Annotated in this window: 17 protein-coding genes; 3 read left to right on the top strand and 14 right to left on the bottom strand. The window is 74.9% G+C overall.

The window, feature by feature from the left end:
* Positions 1-73: 73 nt before the first annotated feature.
* The 3 genes from ASF47_RS03590 to ASF47_RS03580 all read right to left on the bottom strand — a co-directional run bounded on the left by ASF47_RS03590 (position 74) and on the right by ASF47_RS03580 (position 3,274).
* Positions 74-541, bottom strand: coding sequence for a hypothetical protein (locus tag ASF47_RS03590; RefSeq protein WP_056862571.1), 468 nt, complete (start codon positions 539-541; stop codon positions 74-76).
* Positions 542-662: 121 nt separating this feature from the next.
* On the bottom strand, positions 663-1,091 hold the full coding sequence (locus ASF47_RS03585) for a hypothetical protein (protein ID WP_056862570.1): 429 nt from the start codon (positions 1,089-1,091) through the stop codon (positions 663-665).
* Entirely contained in the window at positions 1,088-3,274 is a 2,187-nt protein-coding gene (locus tag ASF47_RS03580) for a DNA topoisomerase IV subunit B (RefSeq protein WP_082499948.1), read from the bottom strand. The genes ASF47_RS03585 and ASF47_RS03580 overlap by 4 nt, the downstream gene beginning before the upstream one ends.
* A gap of 347 nt (positions 3,275-3,621) precedes the next feature.
* On the opposite strand from ASF47_RS03580, the gene ASF47_RS03575 reads away from it, so the two are divergent.
* Positions 3,622-3,840 carry a DUF7455 domain-containing protein gene (locus tag ASF47_RS03575; protein ID WP_056862569.1) on the top strand — a complete coding sequence of 73 codons (219 nt, stop codon included), beginning with the start codon at positions 3,622-3,624 and terminating at the stop codon, positions 3,838-3,840.
* Positions 3,841-3,924: 84 nt separating this feature from the next.
* On the opposite strand, the gene egtD is transcribed toward ASF47_RS03575, so the two are convergent.
* The 8 genes from egtD to ASF47_RS03535 all read right to left on the bottom strand — a co-directional run bounded on the left by egtD (position 3,925) and on the right by ASF47_RS03535 (position 12,846).
* Entirely contained in the window at positions 3,925-4,908 is a 984-nt protein-coding gene (gene egtD / locus ASF47_RS03570; RefSeq protein WP_235558607.1) for an L-histidine N(alpha)-methyltransferase, read from the bottom strand.
* A gap of 1 nt (position 4,909) precedes the next feature.
* Positions 4,910-5,563 carry an ergothioneine biosynthesis protein EgtC gene (egtC, locus tag ASF47_RS03565; RefSeq protein WP_200918930.1) on the bottom strand — a complete coding sequence of 218 codons (654 nt, stop codon included), beginning with the start codon at positions 5,561-5,563 and terminating at the stop codon, positions 4,910-4,912.
* A 31-nt stretch (positions 5,564-5,594) separates the two neighbouring features.
* Positions 5,595-6,974: an ergothioneine biosynthesis protein EgtB gene (gene egtB / locus ASF47_RS03560; RefSeq protein WP_200918929.1), complete on the bottom strand. Its 1,380-nt coding sequence runs from the start codon at positions 6,972-6,974 to the stop codon at positions 5,595-5,597.
* Complete coding sequence (gene egtA / locus ASF47_RS03555) at positions 6,967-8,253, bottom strand: ergothioneine biosynthesis glutamate--cysteine ligase EgtA (protein WP_056862567.1); 1,287 nt, start codon at positions 8,251-8,253, stop codon at positions 6,967-6,969. The genes egtB and egtA overlap by 8 nt, the downstream gene beginning before the upstream one ends.
* 407 nt (positions 8,254-8,660) lie before the next feature.
* Positions 8,661-9,908, bottom strand: coding sequence for an MFS transporter (locus ASF47_RS03550; RefSeq protein WP_200918928.1), 1,248 nt, complete (start codon positions 9,906-9,908; stop codon positions 8,661-8,663).
* Between the two features lie 196 nt (positions 9,909-10,104).
* Positions 10,105-11,430 carry an RNA polymerase sigma factor gene (locus tag ASF47_RS03545; protein WP_200918959.1) on the bottom strand — a complete coding sequence of 442 codons (1,326 nt, stop codon included), beginning with the start codon at positions 11,428-11,430 and terminating at the stop codon, positions 10,105-10,107.
* Positions 11,431-11,814: 384 nt separating this feature from the next.
* Positions 11,815-12,387 (bottom strand): HhH-GPD-type base excision DNA repair protein, encoded by a 573-nt coding sequence (locus tag ASF47_RS03540; RefSeq protein ID WP_056862565.1) that lies wholly within the window; start codon positions 12,385-12,387, stop codon positions 11,815-11,817.
* A 57-nt stretch (positions 12,388-12,444) separates the two neighbouring features.
* Entirely contained in the window at positions 12,445-12,846 is a 402-nt protein-coding gene (locus ASF47_RS03535) for a universal stress protein (RefSeq protein WP_056862564.1), read from the bottom strand.
* A 137-nt stretch (positions 12,847-12,983) separates the two neighbouring features.
* On the opposite strand from ASF47_RS03535, the gene ASF47_RS03530 reads away from it, so the two are divergent.
* Positions 12,984-13,511 carry a hypothetical protein gene (locus ASF47_RS03530; protein ID WP_056862563.1) on the top strand — a complete coding sequence of 176 codons (528 nt, stop codon included), beginning with the start codon at positions 12,984-12,986 and terminating at the stop codon, positions 13,509-13,511.
* A gap of 34 nt (positions 13,512-13,545) precedes the next feature.
* Here the strand turns inward: ASF47_RS03530 and ASF47_RS03525 are convergent, their stop codons facing one another.
* Both ASF47_RS03525 and ASF47_RS03520 read right to left on the bottom strand, forming a co-directional pair.
* Positions 13,546-15,012: a hypothetical protein gene (locus ASF47_RS03525; protein WP_056862562.1), complete on the bottom strand. Its 1,467-nt coding sequence runs from the start codon at positions 15,010-15,012 to the stop codon at positions 13,546-13,548.
* Positions 15,013-15,173: 161 nt separating this feature from the next.
* Positions 15,174-16,325 (bottom strand): DUF4192 domain-containing protein, encoded by a 1,152-nt coding sequence (locus tag ASF47_RS03520; protein WP_056862561.1) that lies wholly within the window; start codon positions 16,323-16,325, stop codon positions 15,174-15,176.
* Positions 16,326-16,571: 246 nt separating this feature from the next.
* On the opposite strand from ASF47_RS03520, the gene ASF47_RS03515 reads away from it, so the two are divergent.
* A complete protein-coding gene (locus ASF47_RS03515; RefSeq protein ID WP_082499947.1) occupies positions 16,572-18,104 on the top strand; it encodes a DNA polymerase IV in 1,533 nt (510 codons plus the stop codon).
* Here ASF47_RS03515 and ASF47_RS03510 read toward each other — a convergent pair.
* Positions 18,067-18,957 carry a biotin-dependent carboxyltransferase family protein gene (locus ASF47_RS03510; protein ID WP_056862951.1) on the bottom strand — a complete coding sequence of 297 codons (891 nt, stop codon included), beginning with the start codon at positions 18,955-18,957 and terminating at the stop codon, positions 18,067-18,069. The two genes, ASF47_RS03515 and ASF47_RS03510, sit on opposite strands and share 38 nt — an antisense overlap.
* Positions 18,958-19,029 lie beyond the last annotated feature (72 nt).

Raw genomic sequence — 19,029 nt, 5'->3', positions numbered from 1 at the left:
ACGACGCCCACCTCAGCAGAGCCGACGGTCGGGCGCCACCCTCAGGGCGCTTCGACGGCGCCGACGCGGGGCGTCAGCCCGTGGGCTGCTCCCACACCCGACGGGTGCCGAGGGCCACGCGCTGCTCGCCCAGGCTCAGCTCGCCCTCGACCCAGCTCGGGCGGTAGGGCACGACCACGACGAGGGCCGGGCCGCCGTCACGGTGCTCCAGCTCCACGCGGATCGCGTCGCCGCCGTCGACGCTCGTGTCGACCACGACGCCTGCGCCCAGGAGGGACCCGCGCTGCTCCCTGGCCGCCGACACCAGCAGCGGCAGCAGGTCGGAGGCCTTCGGGCGGGGGCCGCTGACGCGGGGGTCGACCCACGACAGCTGCGGGCGGCGGTCGTCGCCGAGGAGCACCGCGAAGGGCTGGAACCCCTCCCGCTTGGCGAGGGCGTCGCTCGCGGTGCGGACGGCGAGCACGACCATCGCGTCGAGGTCGCCCTGCACGGGCGCTGGGGTGGTCTCTCGCCACGCCACGGTGGGTGCGTCGTTCTCCATGGCCCCGACCCTACGACGGCGCGCTGCCGGCCACGCACCCCGCGCCCCGGCCGCGACTCAGGCGGCCGCCACCGGGTCGACCCGGCGTCACACCCAGACCGGAGTCACACCCGGACCGCAGTCACACCCAGATCTGTCGCGGGCCCTCCGCGACCGAGGAGGCGCCGAGGGTCACCTTCGTGCGCCGCCGGTCGAGGGTGTAGGGCACCAGCACCTCCAGCGCCGGACCGTCGCGGTGCTCGAGCTCGACGCGCACGGCCTCGGAGCCCTCGACGCTCACCGGGTAGACCAGCGCCGTGGCCCGCAGCGTGTCGCGCGAGGCGTGCAGGCCGGCCACCAGCACGTCGAGCACCTCGCCGGCCTGCGGGTGCGAGCCGACGTCGTCGGCGCCGACGAGCGCGAGCCCCTCGGCGTCGGCGCTGAGGCCGAAGGGATAGAACTCCCCCGACTCCTCCAGCAGGGCCTGGGCCCGGGTGACGGCCTCGCCGGCCAGGGAGTCGAGGTCGTCACGGACCGGCTCGGAGGCCGCGTCGCGCCACGGCGCGCTCATGCGTCCAGCGCTTCCACGTCGACGTCGTAGGCACCTTGCACGATGAACTCCTTGCGTGGGGCGACCTCGGAGCCCATGAGGAGCTCGAAGACCTGGGAGGCGACGTCGGCGTCGTCGACGGTGATGCGGCGCAGCGTGCGGTGGCGCGGGTCCATGGTGGTCTCGGCCAGCTGGTCGGCGTCCATCTCGCCCAGCCCCTTGTAGCGCTGGACGGGGTCCTTCCACCGCACGTTCTTCTTGGACAGCTCCGCGAGCTTGCGCTGCAGCTCGTCGTCGGAATAGGTGTAGACGTACTTGTCCATGCCCTTCTTCGGGTTGGACAGCTCGATGCGGTGCAGGGGCGGCACCGCGGAGTAGACCCTCCCCTCCGCGATCAGGTCGGGCATGTACTTGAAGAAGAGGGTGGCGAGGAGGCAGCGGATGTGAGCGCCGTCGGAGTCGGCGTCGGCCATGAAGATGATCCGCCCGTAGCGCCGCGCCTCCATCTCGAAGGTGCGGCCCGAGCCGGCGCCGACCACCTGGATGATCGAGGCGCACTCGGTGTTCTTCAGCATGTCGCCGACCGAGGCCTTCTGCACGTTGAGGATCTTGCCGCGGATCGGCAGCAGCGCCTGGAACTCGGAGTTGCGGGCCAGCTTGGCCGTGCCGAGGGCGGAGTCGCCCTCGACGATGAACAGCTCGGTGCGGTCGTTGTCGTTGGCCCGGCAGTCGGCGAGCTTCGAGGGCAGGGCCGAGGACTCCAGGGCGTTCTTGCGGCGCTGGGTCTCCTTGTGCTGGCGCGCGGCGATGCGGGTCCTGGACGCCCCGACCACCTTCTCCATCACCAGCTTGGCCTGGGCCTTCTCCTCGCGCCTGGTCGAGGTGAGGAAGGTCTTGAGCTCGGCGGCCACGACCTTGCGCACCACCGAGCGCGCTGCCGGCGTGCCGAGGATCTCCTTGGTCTGGCCCTCGAACTGCGGCTCGGCCAGGCGCACGGTGACGACGCCGGTGAGGCCCTCGAGCACGTCGTCCTTGATGACGTCGGCGTCGTTGACCTTGAGCGCCTTGGTGGCGCGCATGACGTCGTTGAAGGTCTTGGTCACCGCCTGCTCGAAGCCGCTGAGGTGCGTGCCGCCCTTGGGGGTGGCGATGACGTTGACGAAGGAGCGCAGCTCGGTGTCGTAGCCCGTGCCCCACCGCACCGCGACGTCGACGTGCAGCTCGCGCTCGATCTCCTGCGGCGTCATGTGGCCGTGCTCGTCGAGCAGCGGCACGGTCTCGGTGAAGGTGTCCATGCCCTGCAGCCGCAGCACCGAGGTGACCGCCTCGTCGGCGGCGAGGAACTCGGCGAACTCCGAGATGCCGCCGTCGTGGCGGAAGGACTCCTCCACCGGCTCGGCGCCGCGCAGGTCGCGCAGCACCAGCTCGAGGCCCGGGACGATGAAGGAGGTCTGGCGCGCGCGGGTGACCAGCTCGTCGTAGACGAACTGCGCCTCCTTGGTGAAGATCTGCCGGTCGGGCCAGAAGCGGATGCGGGTGCCGGAGCGGCCCTTGGCCACCCGGGCGCCCTTGCGGGTCAGCCCCGAGCGGGGCTCGAAGCCCGCGCCGCGACCGCTCGGACCCAGCCCGTCGGCGTCGAAGACGCCGGGCACGCCGCGCTGGAAGGAGATGCCCTGGACCGCCGGGGAGCGCTCGACGTCGACGTCCATGCGCGAGGACAGCGCGTTGACCACCGAGAGCCCCACGCCGTGCAGGCCGCCGGTCGCGACGTAGGACCCGCCGCCGAACTTGCCGCCCGCGTGGAGCTTGGTGGCCACCACCTCGACCCCGGGCAGCCCCGTCTTGGGCTCCTTGTCGGTCGGGATGCCGCGCCCGTCGTCGTGGACCTCGGCGGAGCCGTCGGGGTGCAGGGTGACCTCGACCCGGTGCGCCGCACCCGCCAGGGCCTCGTCGACGCCGTTGTCGATGATCTCCCACAGGCAGTGCATGAGCCCCCGCGTGTCGGTGGAGCCGATGTACATGCCCGGTCGCTTGCGCACCGCCTCCAGCCCCTCGAGGACCAGCAGGTGGGCGGCGTTGTAGGTGTTGTCGGCGATCGTGGGGCTCCTGCGCGGTCCGGGGTCGGCAATCCGGGGTGGTGTCGGTGCCGAATCTACCGGTGAGGCACCGACAGTCTCCGCAGGCTCGCCCCTCCCCGGGTCCATCACGATGTGGACACGAACACGACCGGATATCGGCCGGTCCGCCCGGGAGGCGCCCGCAGGGGTGAGACTGTCGGGACGGTATCTGGGACAAGATCCGATCCAGAGGCCGACAACACCTCAGCACCGACGCTCCACCGCCGAACCCCTTCTCGAGGGCCGCAGCAGACCGGGCCCGCGACACCGACGTCGCGGCGCACCAGCAGCCCCGGCCGGGGAGACGCACCGCACGACTCAGGCACCACCGAGGCAGCACGAGGACCACGTGTCCGGGGCCACACGGCTCCGGGAATCTTGGCCCCCGCCGCTACGTTGAGATCAACACCGGATGATCTAGAAATGAGGCCGATGTGACTACTGCACTTGCCCCCAGCTCTGCGCTGACTGCCGCAGACCGCTGCGACCGTTGCGGCGCCCAGGCCTACCTCCGTGTGGAGCTGCAGTCGGGCGGTGAGCTGCTCTTCTGCGCCCACCACGCCCGGGAGCACGGTGACAAGCTCAAGGAGGTCGCGGCGAACGTCGTCGACGAGACCCACAAGCTCAGCGGCTCCCCCGCCGCCGGCTCCTGAGCTGACACCGACCCACACGGTCCCACCCCACCTACGCCCCGACGGCCCCGGACTCCACGTCCGGGGCCGTCGGCGTTCCCGGACTCAGGCCGGGCGCGACAGCGAGAGCGCGAAGTCGCCGGCCGGGTCGGTCCACCACTCCTCGACCCGCAGGCCCGCGGCGGCCAGCTCGGCCTCGACGCCCTCGCGGCGGAACTTCGTGGAGATCTCGGTGCGCATCTGCTCCCCGGCGGCGAAGCGGACCTCCAGGTCCAGGGCCACCAGGCGCACCGTCTGCTCGCGCAGCGACTCCAGGCGCATCTCGACCCACTCGTGCTCGGGCACCCAGACCGCGCGGTGGGCGAAGGCGTCGACGTCGAAGTCGGCGTCCAGGCTGCGGTTGATCACGTGCAGCACGTTCTGGTTGAAGGCGGCGGTGACGCCCGCGGCGTCGTCGTAGGCCCGCTCGAGCCGCTCGACCGGCTTGACCAGGTCGGTGCCGAGCAGGAAGCAGCCGTCCTCGCCGAGCACGCCCCGCACACCGGCGAGGAAGGAGCGGCGCTGGTCGGGGTCGAGGTTGCCGATGGTGGACCCGAGGAAGGCGACCGCGGTGCGCGGGTGGCGGGGCAGCTCGCCGAGGTGCTTCTCGAAGTCGCCCACCTCGGGCTCGACGGCCAGGCCCGGGAAGTCGGTGTGCACGGCGAGGCTCGCCTCCTCGAGCACCACCGGGTCGACGTCGAAGGGCACGAAGCGGCGCAGCGTGCCGGCCTCGGTCATCGCCTCGAGCAGCAGACGGGTCTTCTCCGAGGTGCCGCTGCCCAGCTCCAGCAGGGTCTCGGCTCCGGCGGCCGCGGCGACCGCACGGGCCTGCGTCTCCAGGATGGCGCGCTCGGTGCGGGTCGCATAGTACTCCGGCAACCGCGTGATCTGGTCGAAGAGCTCGCTGCCGCGACCGTCGTAGAAGTACTTCGGCGGCAGCACCTTGGGGCTGCGGGCCAGCCCGTCGCGCACATCGTCGGCCATCTGCCGGGCCAGGGCGCCGGGGTCGAGGTGGACGCCCATGGCGCCGGGGGTCTCGGGGGCGGGCATGTCAGCTCTCCAGGGGGGTCACGGCGACCCCGGACGAGGTCACCTCGATCAGGTGTCGGTCGGGCACGTCGACCCAGCGCGGGTCGTCGTCCCAGGGCTCGCTGGCCACGGCCACCCCGTCGGGCTCGACCAGGTACGACAGCGGGTCGCCCCACGTCGTGGCGAGCACGCGCTCGCCGTCGCCCAGCAGCAGGTTGAGGTACGCCGCAGGCGCCCGCTCGGCCACGGCGAGCACGGTGGCGGCCAGCCGGTCGGGCCCCTCGGCGAGCACGTGGGCGGCGAGCACGGCCGAGTCGCAGACCGACTCGGCCGCGTGGGTCGCCGGCAGCGCGGCGCGGTCGACCGACCCGTTGTGCGAGAGCAGCCAGCGACCGTCGGTGAAGGGCGCGGCGGCGGTCTCGTCGGCCGGCATCCCCACGGTCGCCGAGCGCACCGCGGCGACCACGGCCCCGGAGGTCAGCACCGGCGCGACCGAGGCGAAGGACGGGTCGGCCCACAGCGGGCGCGAGGAGCGCCAGCGCACCGGCTCCCCCCGGTCGGGGGCGAAGAAGCCGACGCCCCAGCCGTCGGCGTTCATCAGGCCGCGGGCCTGGCGGCGCGGCGCGTAGGACTGGGTGAGCAGGCCGTGCGGCGGGCGGAGCACGAGGTCGGCCACGCTCCGGGGCTCCCCCAGCCACGCCAGGTGCCTACACACCGTCCCACGCCAGTCGCAGGCCGCTGAAGATCTGTCGCCGCTGCGGGTGGTCCCAGTTGCGGAAGGACGGGCGGATGCTCGCCCCGCCAACGGCCCACGACCCGCCGCGCAGCACGCGGTAGTCGCCGCCGAAGAAGGGGGCGCTGTAGTCGGCGTACAGCATCGGGGCGAAGCCCGGCCAGGGCTCGAAGCCCGAGGTGGTCCACTCCCAGACCTCGCCGACCATCTGCTCCACGCCGTAGGCCGAGGCGCCGGCGGGGTAGGCACCGACCGGGGCGGGGCGCAGCGCGTCGCCGCCGAGGTTGGCCAGGGCGGGGGTCCACTCGCTGTCGCCCCACGGCCAGCGGCGCCGCCGGCCCAGGGCGGGGTCCCAGACGCAGGCCTTCTCCCACTCCTGCTCGGTGGGCAGGCGGGCGCCGGCCCAGGCGGCGTAGGCCTCGGCCTCGAAGAAGCACACGTGCTGCACGGGCTCGTCGGGCGGCACGTCCTCGACCACGCCGAAGCGGCGCCGCGAGCCGTCGGGCGACCAGAACTGCGGCCGCTCCAGGCCAGCCTCGACCCGGTGGGCCCAGCCGCGCTCGGACCACCAGGCGGGGTCGTCGTAGCCCCCCGCGGCCATGAACGCGGCCCACTCGGCGTTGGTGACCGGGCGCCGCGCGATCGAGAAGGCCGGCAGGTCGACCACGTGGGCCGGGCGCTCGTTGTCGAGGGAGTCGGGCTCCGCGGTGCCGTCGACGCCGAGCACGAAGGGCCCGGCGGGCACGGGCACGGCGTCGGCCGGCAGCGGGCGGCCCGGCGGCAGGGGCGCACCCGCGCCCAGCAGCGGGGTGCCGTCGCGCAGCTGGTGGGTGGCGAGCATGGTCTCGACGTGCTGCTGCTCGTGCTGCTCGACCATCGCGAAGGCGAAGAGCGCCTCGGCGTCGTCGACGGCGGCGGCCTCGAGCCCGTCGAGCACGCGCCCGCGCACGTCGGCGAGGTAGGACCGCGCCTCGCGCGGCGTGAGCAGCGGCAGGCCCACGCGCGTCGCACGGGGGTGCTCGAAGGCGTCGTAGAGCTTCTCGATGCGCGCGGGCAGGAGGCCCTGGGCCTCGGTGCGCCCGCCGCGCAGCAGCCAGAGGTCCTCCTGCTGCCCGATGTGGGCGAGGTCCCAGACCAGCGGGCTCATCAGCGGGCTGTGCTGCGCCGTCAGCTCCGGCTCGTCGAGGTCGGTGAGGCCCAGGGTGCGCGCGCGCGAGGCCTCCAGGCCCCGCGCGGCGCGCTCGCGGAGGTCGAGCGAGGTGGCAGGAGTGGCGCCGAGGGCCGGGTCGGGAGTGGGGTCGGGAGTGACGTCGGGGGTGACGTCGTGGGTGGTGCGGGCGGCGGGGTCAGGCACGGGCTTCCTCCTCGAGCAGGGCCAGCGGGCCCCGGGTGTCGGCGACCGCGCGCAGCTCCTGGCCCGGCGAGGAGCCGTCGGCGACCAGCGTCGCGAGGGCCTCGAGCTCGGTGCGCAGTCCCGCGGGGGCGCGGCGGGCGGCCAGGTCGGTGCAGCCGGCGACGGCGCGGCGCAGGTCGGGGTCGGTCACGCCGTCGCGGGCGGCGCGCTCCCAGGCACCGGCCACGGGCTCGCACAGCTCCGCGGCGAGGTCGGCGGCCACGGGGTCGTCGACGAGGCCGACGACCAGGGCGGCCACCGCGGGCCACCAGCGGTCGGGCAGGGCGTCGACGCAGCGGATCTCGACGTACCCACGCGGGCGCACCGGCGGGAAGAGCGTGGTCAGGTGGTAGTCGAGGTCGGTGAGCGTGGCCGGCCGACCGATGAGCGCGGGGTCGCGCAGCCAGGCCGCGAAGGTGACCCGCTCGGTGACCGCGCGCATCGCCGCACCCTCGCGCACCAGCATCACGGGGGCGTCGAGGGCGTAGAGCGCCCAGGCCACGCCCGGCTCGCCGGAGGTGACCGGGTCGCTGCGCCCGGAGTCGATGCCCTGCCAGGTCTCCTGGCGCATCGAGCTCCAGCCCGAGCTGCGCCCACCGAGGTACGGCGAGCCCGCCGAGGCCGCCACCAGCACCGGCACGAGCGAGCGCAGCAGCGCGAGCCGGTCAGACCAGCCCGCGGCGGGACCCGCGTCGAGGTTGACCTGCAGGGCGGCGGTGGCCGTCATCATGGCCAGCCCGGCGCCGGCGCAGGAGCGCGCGGCGAAGTGGCGCTCCATGGCGTCGTAGCGGGCGTGGGGGTTGACCCGGCGCGGCGGGCGCACGGGGTCGGCGCCCAGCGGCACGGCGGCGTAGCCGCGGGCGGCCAGGGCTGCGCGCAGCACGTCGCGGTCGGCCCGCAGCGCGGCCACGGAGCTGACGACGTCGGCGTGGGGCGGGGTGGAGAGCTCCAGCTGTCCCCCGGGCTCGAGGGTGACCGAGCTGCCCGACGGCATGGCGGGCATCGCGGCCACCAGCGCCATCACGTCGGCCCAGGCGACCCGCTCCGCGGGGCGCGCCAGGTCGACCAGGTGCAGCTCCAGCTCCAGCCCGACGCGGCCCACCGGGCCGTCGGCGAGCGCCTGGGCCGCGACGTACGCCGCCGCCGCGGCCACCGCGTCGCGTCCGCTGAGGACGTCGGCGTCGGCGAGGGTCTGCAGGCTCGGCTCGGGTGGCGCGAGGTGCGAGGTGTGGGTGGTCATGACGGAAACGGGCCCCCTCCTGGTCCGGACCGGTCGGATCGACCGCGGGTCGGTGTTGGGGCGGCCTGGCTGCGACCGTCCTCTGGCCCCACTCAACCTCACCGGCCCAACTTCTGCACCCCCTCGGGTGGGTGAGTCGGCGGGGCCGGCCCCGGACGTGGGCACCGCTGCCTCCTGCGGGACGTCATGCGCTGCGTGGATGCGCATCCACCCCCCGCATGACGTCAGCCTCGGCGCCCGCGCGCGAGCCGCCCCCGCGCGCACCACGGGACGTCATGCGTTTCGTGGATGCGCATCCACCCCCCCGCATGACGCCACAGCACCGGCCGCGGTGCGCGAGCCACCCCCCGCCCCGCACCACGGGACGTCATGCGCTCCGTGGAAGCGCATCCACCCCCCGCATGACGTCAGCCTCGGGGGTCGGAGGTGCCGCGGCCCTCGACGACGAGCTGGGCGACGAAGGAGGCCAGCGCGATCAGGGCGACCCCGCCGGCGAAGCCGAGGGTGGCCTCGCGCAGCCCCCAGCGCAGCGACGCCGCGCCGAGCAGCACGACGGGCAGGGAGATGGCGAGGTAGGCCACGAGGAAGAAGCTGGTGACCGTGCGCGCGCGCTCGGCGGCCGGTGCGGCGGCGGTGATCGCCGCGGTGCCGGCACGGAAGGCCAGGGCCTGCCCGACGCCGATCACCGCCAGCGCCGCGACCAGCACGGCTACCGACTCGGCCAGCAGCGCCGCGGCCAGCACCCCGGCGCCCAGCACGAGCACCAGGCAGCCGGAGGTGAGGGCGGTCCGGGTCGCGACGCCGCGCAGGCCCACCTGGGCCAGGGCGGAGGCGGCGAAGAGGGTCAGCACGACGAACCCGACCGCGGCCCGGTCGCTCACCCCGAGCACCTGCCCGAGGATGCCGGCCGTGGCGCCGGTGACCAGCCCGAGCGCGGCGAAGGCCGCGAAGGCGGCCAGCGAGGCCGGCACGAACACCGCGCGGGCCTCGGCGGCCACGCTCGGGCGCTCGGGTCGCAGGGAGGCGCCCGGGGCCACGACCACCTCGCGCGCCAGCAGCAGGGCCGGCACCGCGAGCGCGAGCAGGCCGAGGTGCACGACGTACGCCGTGACCAGCGGGGCCGGGGCCAGCTCGGAGACCAGCCCGGCCAGCGGCGGGCCGAGGCCGAGGCCGGTCATGTTGACCACCGTGGCCAGCAGCGACGCGCGGGCCTGGCCGCCCTCGGGGGCGAGCTCGACGAGGTAGACGGTGCCCGTGGTCGTGGCGATGCCGGCACTGAGGCCGGAGAGCACGCGCCCGAGGTAGAGGCCCGAGAGGTCGGGGGTGGTGGCGAAGAGCAGCGTGCTGAGCGCCGAGACCGCCACGGCGACCAGCAGCAGCCGTCGGCGTCCCAGCGCGTCGGAGGCGCGTCCCAGCAGCAGCAGCGCGGCGAGCACCCCCACGGCGTAGGCCGCGAACACCAGGGTCACCGTGGCCTGGCCGAAGCCGAGGTCGGCCTCGTAGAGCGGGTAGAGGGGCGTCGGGAGGGTCGCGCCGAGCATCACCACCAGGAAGGCGAAGGCGACGCCGGCCGCCCCGGCGCGGGGGCCACCGCGCCCCGCCGCCGTCGGTGCGGTGGAGGTCGTCGGGGTGGTCGGGGTGCTCCGGGAGGTCACAGGGGTCCAAGGCCGGTCCCGCCCCCGGCATTCCTGAGCGCTCCCCCGACCGGCGCCGGAGGCCCGCCAGGAACCGCCGGGCAACACCGGCGGAGGGGTCGGTGGTTCGGGCGGCGGAGCCCGACGTCGGACGCCCCGCCTGCGCCGGGTGGCGCGGACGGGGCGTCCGGGAGGCGTCGGTGCGCCGGGGTGGACCTCAGTCGAGGTAGTCGCGCAGGACCTGCGAGCGCGAGGGGTGACGCAGCTTCGACATGGTCTTCGACTCGATCTGGCGGATCCGCTCGCGGGTCACGCCGTAGACCTTGCCGATCTCGTCGAGGGTCTTCGGCTGGCCGTCGGTGAGGCCGAAGCGCATCGAGACCACGCCGGCCTCACGCTCGGAGAGCGTGTCGAGCACGGCGTGCAGCTGCTCCTGGAGCAGCGTGAAGGACACCGCGTCGGCGGGCACGATGGCCTCGGAGTCCTCGATGAGGTCACCGAACTCCGAGTCGCCGTCCTCACCCAGGGGCGTGTGCAGCGAGATCGGCTCGCGGCCGTACTTCTGGACCTCGATGACCTTCTCGGGGGTCATGTCGAGCTCCTTGGCCAGCTCCTCCGGCGTGGGCTCGCGGCCCAGGTCCTGGAGCATCTGGCGCTGGACGCGGGCGAGCTTGTTGATGACCTCGACCATGTGCACCGGGATGCGGATGGTGCGGGCCTGGTCGGCCATCGCGCGGGTGATGGCCTGACGGATCCACCAGGTGGCGTAGGTCGAGAACTTGTAGCCCTTGGTGTAGTCGAACTTCTCAACCGCGCGGATCAGACCGAGGTTGCCCTCCTGGATCAGGTCGAGGAAGAGCATGCCGCGGCCGGTGTAGCGCTTGGCCAGGCTGACCACGAGGCGCAGGTTGGCCTCGAGGAGGTGGTTCTTGGCGCGACGGCCGTCCTCGGCGATCCACTCCAGCTCCTCGAGGAGCTTGGCGCTGATCTTGCCGCCCTTGGCCAGCTTCTCCTCCGAGAACAGGCCGGCCTCGATGCGCTTGGCCAGCTCGACCTCCATCTCGGCGTTGAGCAGCGGGACCTTGCCGATCTGCTTGAGGTAGTCCTTCACCGGGTCGGCGGTCGCGCCCGCGACCATGACCTGCTGCTCGGGCTCGTCGGTGTCGTCGGCGGCGGAGACGACGAAGGAGGCCTGCTTCTCGTCCTCGACGATCGTCGGGTCGGCCTTGACGTCCTTCTCGAACTGCTCGTCGGGCACGTCGGGCAGGATCTTCTTGCCGTCGGGGCCGAGCACCGGCTCCTCGGTGACGACCGGCACCTCGGCGGCGGCGGCCTTCTTCGCGGCGGCGGTCTTGGCCGCGGTCGTCTTGGCGGCGGTGGTCTTGGCCGCCGTCTTGGTGGCGGCGGCCTTGGCCGGAGCGGCCTTGGTGGCGGCGGCCTTGGCCGGCGCCTTCTTGGCCGTCTTGGCGGTGGTGGTCTTGCGGGTCGACGTGGCGGCGACGGCGCGCAGCGAGGCGGCCGGCACGTTCACCGAGATACCCATCTCGCTGAGGTGGGCCAGCAGCGCCTTGAGGTGGCGCGGCTCGACCGCTGCGTCCTCGCTGGCCCGGCGCACCTCCTCAGGACTGACGCTCCCGGAGGGGGTGCCCTGCTCGATGAGGGACGCGACAGCCGGGTGGGCGAGCACCTCGGCAGGGATCTTGCGTGCGTTCGAGGACACGAACACCTCTCGTCAACTGGCGTGGGGGCGCGGCGAGGCCCGGTGTCGTCAAGAGCCGCGCTGTCATTCTGCCACGGGGGCCCTGAGCACACCGCATCCGGCCGGGCCCGGAGCGCCCCGGGCGGGTCGGCCCGGGGCGGCGTACGGCACGACGACCGGCGGGTGGCCGGGAGGTGAACGGGGCTCTCAGACCGCGGGTCAGGGCCGTCAGCCGCCGGCCTTCGCCTTGGCCGCGGCCTTCATCTCCTTCTTGTGCTCGCGCACCTTCTGCAGCGAGGCGGGGTCGACGACGTCGGCGACGGAGCGGTAGCCCTCGTGGGCGTAGTCGCCCACGACCTTCTCCCACCCCTCGGGGCGCACGTCGAGCTGCTTGGCCACGAGTGCGACGAAGATCTGCGCCTTCTGCTTGCCGAAGCCCGGCAGGGCGGTCATCCGCTGGAGGAAGTCGCGTCCGTCGGCGGCCTCGGTCCACAGCCGCTCGGCGTGGCCGTCGTAGGTGTCCTCGACGATGCGGGCCAGCTCCTGCAGCCGCGAGGCCATGGACCCGGGGAAGCGGTGGATGGCCGGCGGCTGGGCGCACAGCGCCGCGAACTCCTCCGGGTCGGCCGCGGCGATGCGCGCCGGGTCGAGGCTGCCGAGGCGCTCCAGGACCTTCGCCGGGCCACGGAAGGCGTGCTCCATCGGGTACTGCTGGTCGAGCATCATGCCCACGAGCAGCGCGAAGGGGTCGTCGGAGAGCACCTGGTCGGCGGCGTCGTCGCCGGTGATGTGGATGGCCATGGCGCCATCCTGTCCCAGGGCCCCGCGACGGGCCAGCCGCGCCGGCGGGGAGCGGGCTCAGTCGGCCTTGACCGCGAGCACCGGGCAGTGGGCGTCGAGCAGGATCCGCTGGGCGTTGCTGCCCAGGATCAGCTTGCCCACGGGCGAGCGGCGGCGCAGGCCGATGACCAGCAGCTCGGCGTCGTTGGCCTCGGCGATGCTGATGAGGTCCTCGGCGGGCTCGAACCCGCGCACCAGCTGGCGCAGGTCGAACTCCACGCCGGAGGCCTCCAGGCGCGCGCGCACGGCGTCCATGTCGGCCTCGGCCTTGGTGGAGGCGTGCTCGTCGAACTCGGCGCCGCCGCGGTGGGAGTTGACCACCACGAGCTTCTTGCCGCGCAGCGTGGCCTCCTCGATCGCCTTGTCGAGGGCGGCCTCGCCCTCGGCCTTCGCCACGTATCCGACCACCACGGTCCCCATCGGCACTCCTTCGTCGTCGGCTCGACCGACTCGTCGTCGGGTCGATCGTCTCCGGGCAACTTAACCGATCCGCGCGCGCTCCGGGAGCCTGTGGACGACGAGGCGCGCCGGGGGATCCCGGCGGGCACCCTAGGGCGGTGCCCCACCCACCCGTACGTCGCGCCCTCGGCCCCGGCGACGCGTGCGGTCTCACCGAGCCGCTCGCGCCCGGGCTGGAGGCCCTGCTGCGACGCGCCGTGCTCGACGTGGCGCTCTCGGGCCCGACCCGGGTGCGCCCACCCGTCCTGCACGTGGGCGTGCCGGGCGGGCCGACCGCGCTCTTCGTGCCGCGGACCGACGACCCCGACCTCGACCCGGCGCTGCGCTCCGACGTGGTGGCGGCCATGGTGCGCCGCGCGGACCTCATGGCCGCGGCGGGCCGGACGCGGCACGGCCGGGGCGAGGCGGCGCCCACGGCCCCCACGGCCCCCACGGCGCCGGTGGTGTGGCTGGTGCGGCTGGGCGACCTCGCCCTCCAGGACGTCGACCTCGCGTGGCTGGCCGCGGCCCGGGCGGCCTACGCGGAGGCGGAGCTGCCGCTGGTGATGGTGGTGGTCAGCCGCACCGCCTGGCGCGACCCCCGCAGTGGGGTGGGGCGGAGCTGGCGGCGCCTGCGGGTGCGGTGAGGCACGGGCGGCGCGACACCCGACCGGGCCGCGCTCAGGTCCAGGTGTGCACCGGCTCGTTGGTGTGCATCCGCTCGGTGTAGTCGAGGAGCACCGCGCGCAGCGCGTCGTAGCGGTCCTCCCCCGCGCGCTCGGCCATGCGCGCCGCGAACCACTGCGCGCCGTTGACGCCGGTCAGGCAGCGCTGCTCGATGATCCCGAGGAAGCGGTCGCGGTCGGCGGCCTCCACCCCCCACGCCTCGAGGCCCTGGTGGGCCAGCGGGAGCAGCCGGCGCAGCACGAGCTCGGTGGCCTGCACCTGTCCGACGCCGGGCCAGTAGATCTGGGCATCGATGCCCTGCTGGGCGGCGGCGTGGAAGTTCTCCTCCGCGGCGCTGAACGACATCTGCGACCACAGCGGCCGCTCGCTCTCGGCGAGGGCGCGCACGAGACCGAAGTAGAAGGCGGCATTGGCGACGGTGTCGGCGACGGTGGGCCCGGCCGCGAGCAGCCGGTTCTCGACGCGCAGGTGCGGCACCCCGTCGGCGACGTCGTAGACCGGACGGTTCCACCGGTAGATGGTGCCGTTGTGCAGCCGCAGCTCGGCGAGGGCGGGGGTGCCGCCGGCCTCGAGCACCTCGAGCGGGTCCTCCTCCTCGGTGACGGGGAGCAGGGCCGGGAAGTAGCGGACGTTCTCCTCGAAGAGGTCGAAGACCGTGGTGATCCACCGCTCGCCGAACCACACGCGCGGGCGCACCCCCTGGGCCTTGAGCTCCTCGCTGCGGGTGTCGGTGGCCTGCTCGAAGAGGGGGATGCGGGTCTCGCGCCACAGCTCCTTGCCCAGCAGGTAGGGCGCGTTGGCCGCGGTCGCCACCTGCACGCCGGCGATGGCCTGCGAGGCGTTCCAGTAGGCCGCGAACTGGTCGGGCGAGGTCTGCACGTGGAACTGCGTGGAGGTGCAGGCCGCCTCCGGGAGGATCGAGTCGGAGGTGGTGTCGAGCCGCTCGGTGGCCCCGGCGATCTCGATGGTCAGGTCCTCGCCGCGGGCGTGGAGGATCTGGTCGCTGAGCAGGCGGTAGCGGGGGTTGGAGCTGATGCTGTGCATGCCCATGTGGCCCTCGGCCAGGGTGGGCAGGATGCCGATCATCACCAGGTGGGCCCCCACCTGCGAGGAGCGGCGCTCGGCCTCGTTGAGGCTGGTGCGCAGGGTGTCCTCGAAGGTGCGCAGCCCGCCCTCGCGCAGCCGGGCCGGGGGCACGTTGATCTCGATGTTGAACTGGCCCAGCTCGGTCTGGAAGTCGGGGTCGGCGATCGCCTCGAGGGCCTCGGCGTTCTTCAGCGCCGGGTCGCCGCGGTCGTCGACGAGGTTGAGCTCGACCTCGAGCCCGGTCATCGGGTCGTCGGTGTCGAAGCGCGCCTCGCGCAGCATGCGTGCGAACACGTCGAGGCAGCGGCGCACCTTCTCGCGGTGCCTGGTCCGGTCTGCGCGCGAGAACTCCTGCGCCTCCACCTCTTCGCCCATGCCGCGACCCTAGGGCCCCCGGCGGCCGGCCGCCTCACCCCGCTGACGTCACCCCGCCGACGGCACCCGCCCACGTCGTCCGCCCGCAGCCGCGCGCGTCGCCGGGATGACGCGGATGGCGCAGGGGACCACGGCTCCGGCCGCCTGCGGCCGGTCCCGTCCTACCAGCCGTGGTCGCGGCCCGCGTCGGGGTCGTCGTCGAGCTCCCCTCGTCGGTCGAGCTCCTCGAGCTCCTCGATCTCCTCGAGGAGGGCGACCAGGTCGGAGCGGCCCGGGCCGCCCGGCGCGTCCCACGCCGCCGGCGGCACCGCGGCCGTCAGCAGCCCGCCGACCAGACCGGCGAAGGAGTGGTCGGGGTCGACGGCCAGCGCACGGTCGAGGGCGCACCAGGCCAGCGCCCCCTCCCCCGCGAGCCAGGCGCAGAACGCGGTGACGGTGGCGGGACCGACGACGAGCTCGGGCGGCGTGAGCCGCAGGACCCCGCGCCACAGCTCGGCCCATGCGGCGGCCTCGCGGCGCTCGACCAGCGCGCAGGTCAGGTCGCGCAGCCGCGGGCTGCGCAGCGCGAGCAGCAGCCGGGCGACCTCCTCGGGGTCGGGCAGCGTGCCGTCGACGTGGTGGTCGAGCAGCAGGTCGCGCAGCGCCATCGCCTCGACCAGCTCCGCCGGGGTGTCGCCCCGCGGGGCGAGCGGCCCCTGGGCCACCAGGCACGCGACCCGGGCGTGGGCCGCGACCTCGGCCGGGCCGGGGTCGAGGGAGCGGTCGAGGTCCTCGCGGGTGGGGTGGGTGACCTTGCCCGCGAGCACGGTCTGCGCCACGAACGGGTGCTCGCTGACGTCGTACGGCACTCCCCAGGGCGGCGCTCCCGGGTGACGGCGCAGCATCGGCCACCAGCGGCGGCCGTCGGCGCGCAGCACGTCGACCACCTCCATGCCGCTCCCCCGAAAGGCCGGCACGAGGGCGCGACGCGCGGCGAGCGCGGTGTGCTCGTCGTCGCTGAAGACGACCAGCAGCACGGCACGCACCCGGTGGCGCACGCACGGCTGCCGGAGCAGGTCGACCATCTCGGTCAGGCCGTCCGGCTCCTGGGCCAGCTGGGCCGCGGTGGGCAGGTCGACGCGCGCGTGGAAGGCCCGCGCGGCCCCGAGCGTGAGCATGGCGACCGACTGCGTCGGGGTGAAGCCGAGCACCGCCGGCACCATGGCGAGGACGTCCTCGGGGGTGCGGGCGACCAGCGGGGCCGTGGCGGCCGGGGCGCGCGGTGTGGACGGGACGGGGCGGGGGGAGCCGGGGGCACCGGGAGTCGTGGTCATGGCACGACGCTCCCCCGCCGCAGCCGCACGCGCCGGGCGCACCGCGAGGCCTGTGGAGAGGGTTGGGCGCACGGGTCGCGGTGGACGACTCGTGGTCCTCGGTGCGGGATCCCCGACCGGGGGCCGCCTCCGGGGAGGGAGCGCTCGGGGCCCGGGCGCGCCGGGGCGCAAGAGCGGCGGCCGGCGCGGTGCCCCTGCTCCCGTGTCGTCGCGGGTGAGGACGGGGCCGGCGGGTACGTTGCCGACGTGCGTGCCCAGGCCTCGGTCCTCCACCTGGACCTCGACGCCTTCTTCGCCTCGGTCGAGCAGCGCGACAAGCCGTCCCTGCGCGGCAAGCCCGTCGTGGTCGGCGGCGTCGGCGGCCGGGGCGTGGTGTCGACCGCGTCCTACGAGGCCCGGGTCTTCGGGGTGCACTCGGCGATGTCGACTCGCGAGGCGCGTTCGCGGTGCCCGCACGCCGCCTTCCTCACCGGGCGCTTCCACGCCTACCGCGAGGCCAGCGGCGTGGTCATGGGCCTGCTGCGCGCGGTGTCCCCGCTGGTGGAGCCGCTCTCGCTCGACGAGGCCTTCGTCGACCTCGAGCGCGCCGACCTGCCCGACCTCGAGACGCCCACCGTCACCGCCTTCGCCCAGCGGCTGCGCCGGGAGGTCTCGGCGGCGACCGGCGGTCTGACGGCCTCGGTGGGTCTGGGCACCAGCAAGTTCATCGCCAAGGTCGCCAGCGACCTCGACAAGCCCGACGGGCTGACGGTGGTGGCGCCCGGCACCGAGCAGGAGCTGCTGCGCCCGATGAAGGCCACGGTGATCCCGGGCGTCGGGCCGGCCACGGCGGAGCGGCTGCGCCGCGCCGGCATCGTCACCGTCGCCGACCTCGAGGCGGTCAGCGCCGAGGAGCTCGTGCGGATCGTGGGCCGCTCCCACGGCACCGGCCTGTGGCACCTGGCCAGGGCCCTCGACGACCGCCCCGTGGTCGCGGAGCGCGAGGCCAAGTCGGTCAGCGTCGAGGGCACCTACGACACCGACCTCACCGACCGCCGGCTGATGGAGGGGCTGCTCACCCGCCAGGCCGGCGAGGTGGCCGCGCGGCTGGTCAAGCACGGGCTGTCGGGTCGCACGATCACGATCAAGGTGCGGCTTCACGACTTCACCACGGTCAACCGCTCGAGCACCCTGCCGTCCCCCACCGACACCGCCGGCACCATCGCCCGGGTCGCCCGCTCCCTGCTCGGCGACCTGCTCGCCAGCGCCGACCTCAGCGGCGGCGTGCGCCTGCTCGGGGTCGGCGTCTCCGGACTGGCCGACTGGGTGCAGGAGGACCTCTTCGGTGGCACCGACGCCGAGCCCGAGCCCGAGGTGCCCGTCGACCTGCCGACCATGCGGCGCCGCGAGACCTGGCCGCCGGGGCTCGACGTCGAGCACGACGAGATGGGCCGCGGCTGGGTGTGGGGCTCGGGGCGCGGCGTCGTCACCGTGCGCTTCGAGACCGCCGAGACCCCCGCCGGCCCGGTGCGCTCCTACGCCGCCGACGACCCGCAGCTGCACGCCTGGCTGCCGCCCGAGCCCGCCGCGCCCGCCGAGCCCGTGGGACCCGCCGGGCGCGACACGGCGACCGACGCGGACGGGAGCACCGACGTCGCGGGCGAGGGTGCCGCCGACAGCACGCGTGACGACGGGGAGGACCGGGAGGACCGGGAGGACCGGGAGGACACCGGCGATGAGGCCGGCGATGAGGCCGGCGGCCTCAGCGCGCCACCAGACGCACCGGGTCCCCGGGCCTGAGCTGGGCGCAGCGGGCCACGTGCTCGGCCACCACCACGGCGACCACCGGGTAGCCGCCGGTCGTCGGGTGGTCGGCCAGGAACACCACCGGCCGGCCGTCGGGAGGCAGCTGCACCGCACCGAGCACCACCCCCTCGCTGGCCAGCTCGCCCTCGCGCGCCCGCGCGAGCGGCTCGCCCTCCAGCCGCAGCCCCACCCGGTCGGAGCCACCGCCGACCCGCCACGGCGTGGCCAGCAGCCGCTCCCACCCCGCGCGGCCGAGCCAGTCGGCCCGCGGCCCCTCGGAGACCCCCAGCGCCCCGTCGTACGCCGGACCGGGCGGCACCACCACCGGGGCCGGAGGGGCCTGCCGCGGGCCGAGCGGCAGCACGTCGCCGGGCGCCAGCGGGGCCGGACCGACCCCGGCCAGGGTGTCGCGCGAGCGTGAGCCGAGCACGGGGTCGGTCGCGATCCCGCCGGCGACGGCCACCCACGAGCGCAGCCCGACCGGCGGCGGGCCCAGGCGCAGCGTCGCGCCCGCCGGCACCCACTCCGCGCGGCCGGTCGACCGGGCGCGGCCGTCGACCGAGACTGTGACGGGGGCGCCGGTGACGGCCACCCACGCCCCGACCGGGCCCCACCGCAGCACCAGACCGCCGAGCAGCACCTCGAGCACGGCGTCGTCGGGCCCGTTGCCCACCAGTCGCCCGGCGAGCGCGGCGGCCGCGGGGTCGAGGGCCCCGGCGCGCGGCACCCCGAGATGGGCGTGCCCGGGACGGCCGCGGTCCTGCACCAGGGTCAGCGGCCCGGGGTCGAGCACCTCCACGTGACCCGCAGGACCCCCGGCCGCCGACCGCGTGACGTCCCCGGTCACGCGCACCCGCTGCGGCCGCGACGCCCGGGGACGTCGCACCCCGGAGTGTCATGCGAAGGGTGGATGCGCATC

Source organism: Nocardioides sp. Leaf285 (assembly GCF_001422955.1).
GTDB classification, from domain to species: domain Bacteria; phylum Actinomycetota; class Actinomycetes; order Propionibacteriales; family Nocardioidaceae; genus Nocardioides; species Nocardioides kribbensis.
Note: the sequence above shows the minus strand (reverse complement) of the source record. Positions and strands in the feature narration are given on the sequence as shown.

Excerpts from the sequence above, each read along its gene's own strand:
- ASF47_RS03590 (WP_056862571.1), bottom strand. The coding sequence starts at position 541 with ATGGAGAACGACGCACCCACCGTGGCGTGGCGAGAGACCACCCCAGCG.
- ASF47_RS03585 (WP_056862570.1), bottom strand. The coding sequence starts at position 1,091 with ATGAGCGCGCCGTGGCGCGACGCGGCCTCCGAGCCGGTCCGTGACGAC.
- ASF47_RS03580 (WP_082499948.1), bottom strand. The coding sequence starts at position 3,274 with ATGGACCCGGGGAGGGGCGAGCCTGCGGAGACTGTCGGTGCCTCACCG.
- egtD (WP_235558607.1), bottom strand. The coding sequence starts at position 4,908 with ATGCCCGCCCCCGAGACCCCCGGCGCCATGGGCGTCCACCTCGACCCC.
- egtA (WP_056862567.1), bottom strand. The coding sequence starts at position 8,253 with ATGACCACCCACACCTCGCACCTCGCGCCACCCGAGCCGAGCCTGCAG.
- ASF47_RS03545 (WP_200918959.1), bottom strand. The coding sequence starts at position 11,430 with ATGGGTATCTCGGTGAACGTGCCGGCCGCCTCGCTGCGCGCCGTCGCC.
- ASF47_RS03540 (WP_056862565.1), bottom strand. The coding sequence starts at position 12,387 with ATGGCCATCCACATCACCGGCGACGACGCCGCCGACCAGGTGCTCTCC.
- ASF47_RS03535 (WP_056862564.1), bottom strand. The coding sequence starts at position 12,846 with ATGGGGACCGTGGTGGTCGGATACGTGGCGAAGGCCGAGGGCGAGGCC.
- ASF47_RS03525 (WP_056862562.1), bottom strand. The coding sequence starts at position 15,012 with ATGGGCGAAGAGGTGGAGGCGCAGGAGTTCTCGCGCGCAGACCGGACC.
- ASF47_RS03520 (WP_056862561.1), bottom strand. The coding sequence starts at position 16,325 with ATGACCACGACTCCCGGTGCCCCCGGCTCCCCCCGCCCCGTCCCGTCC.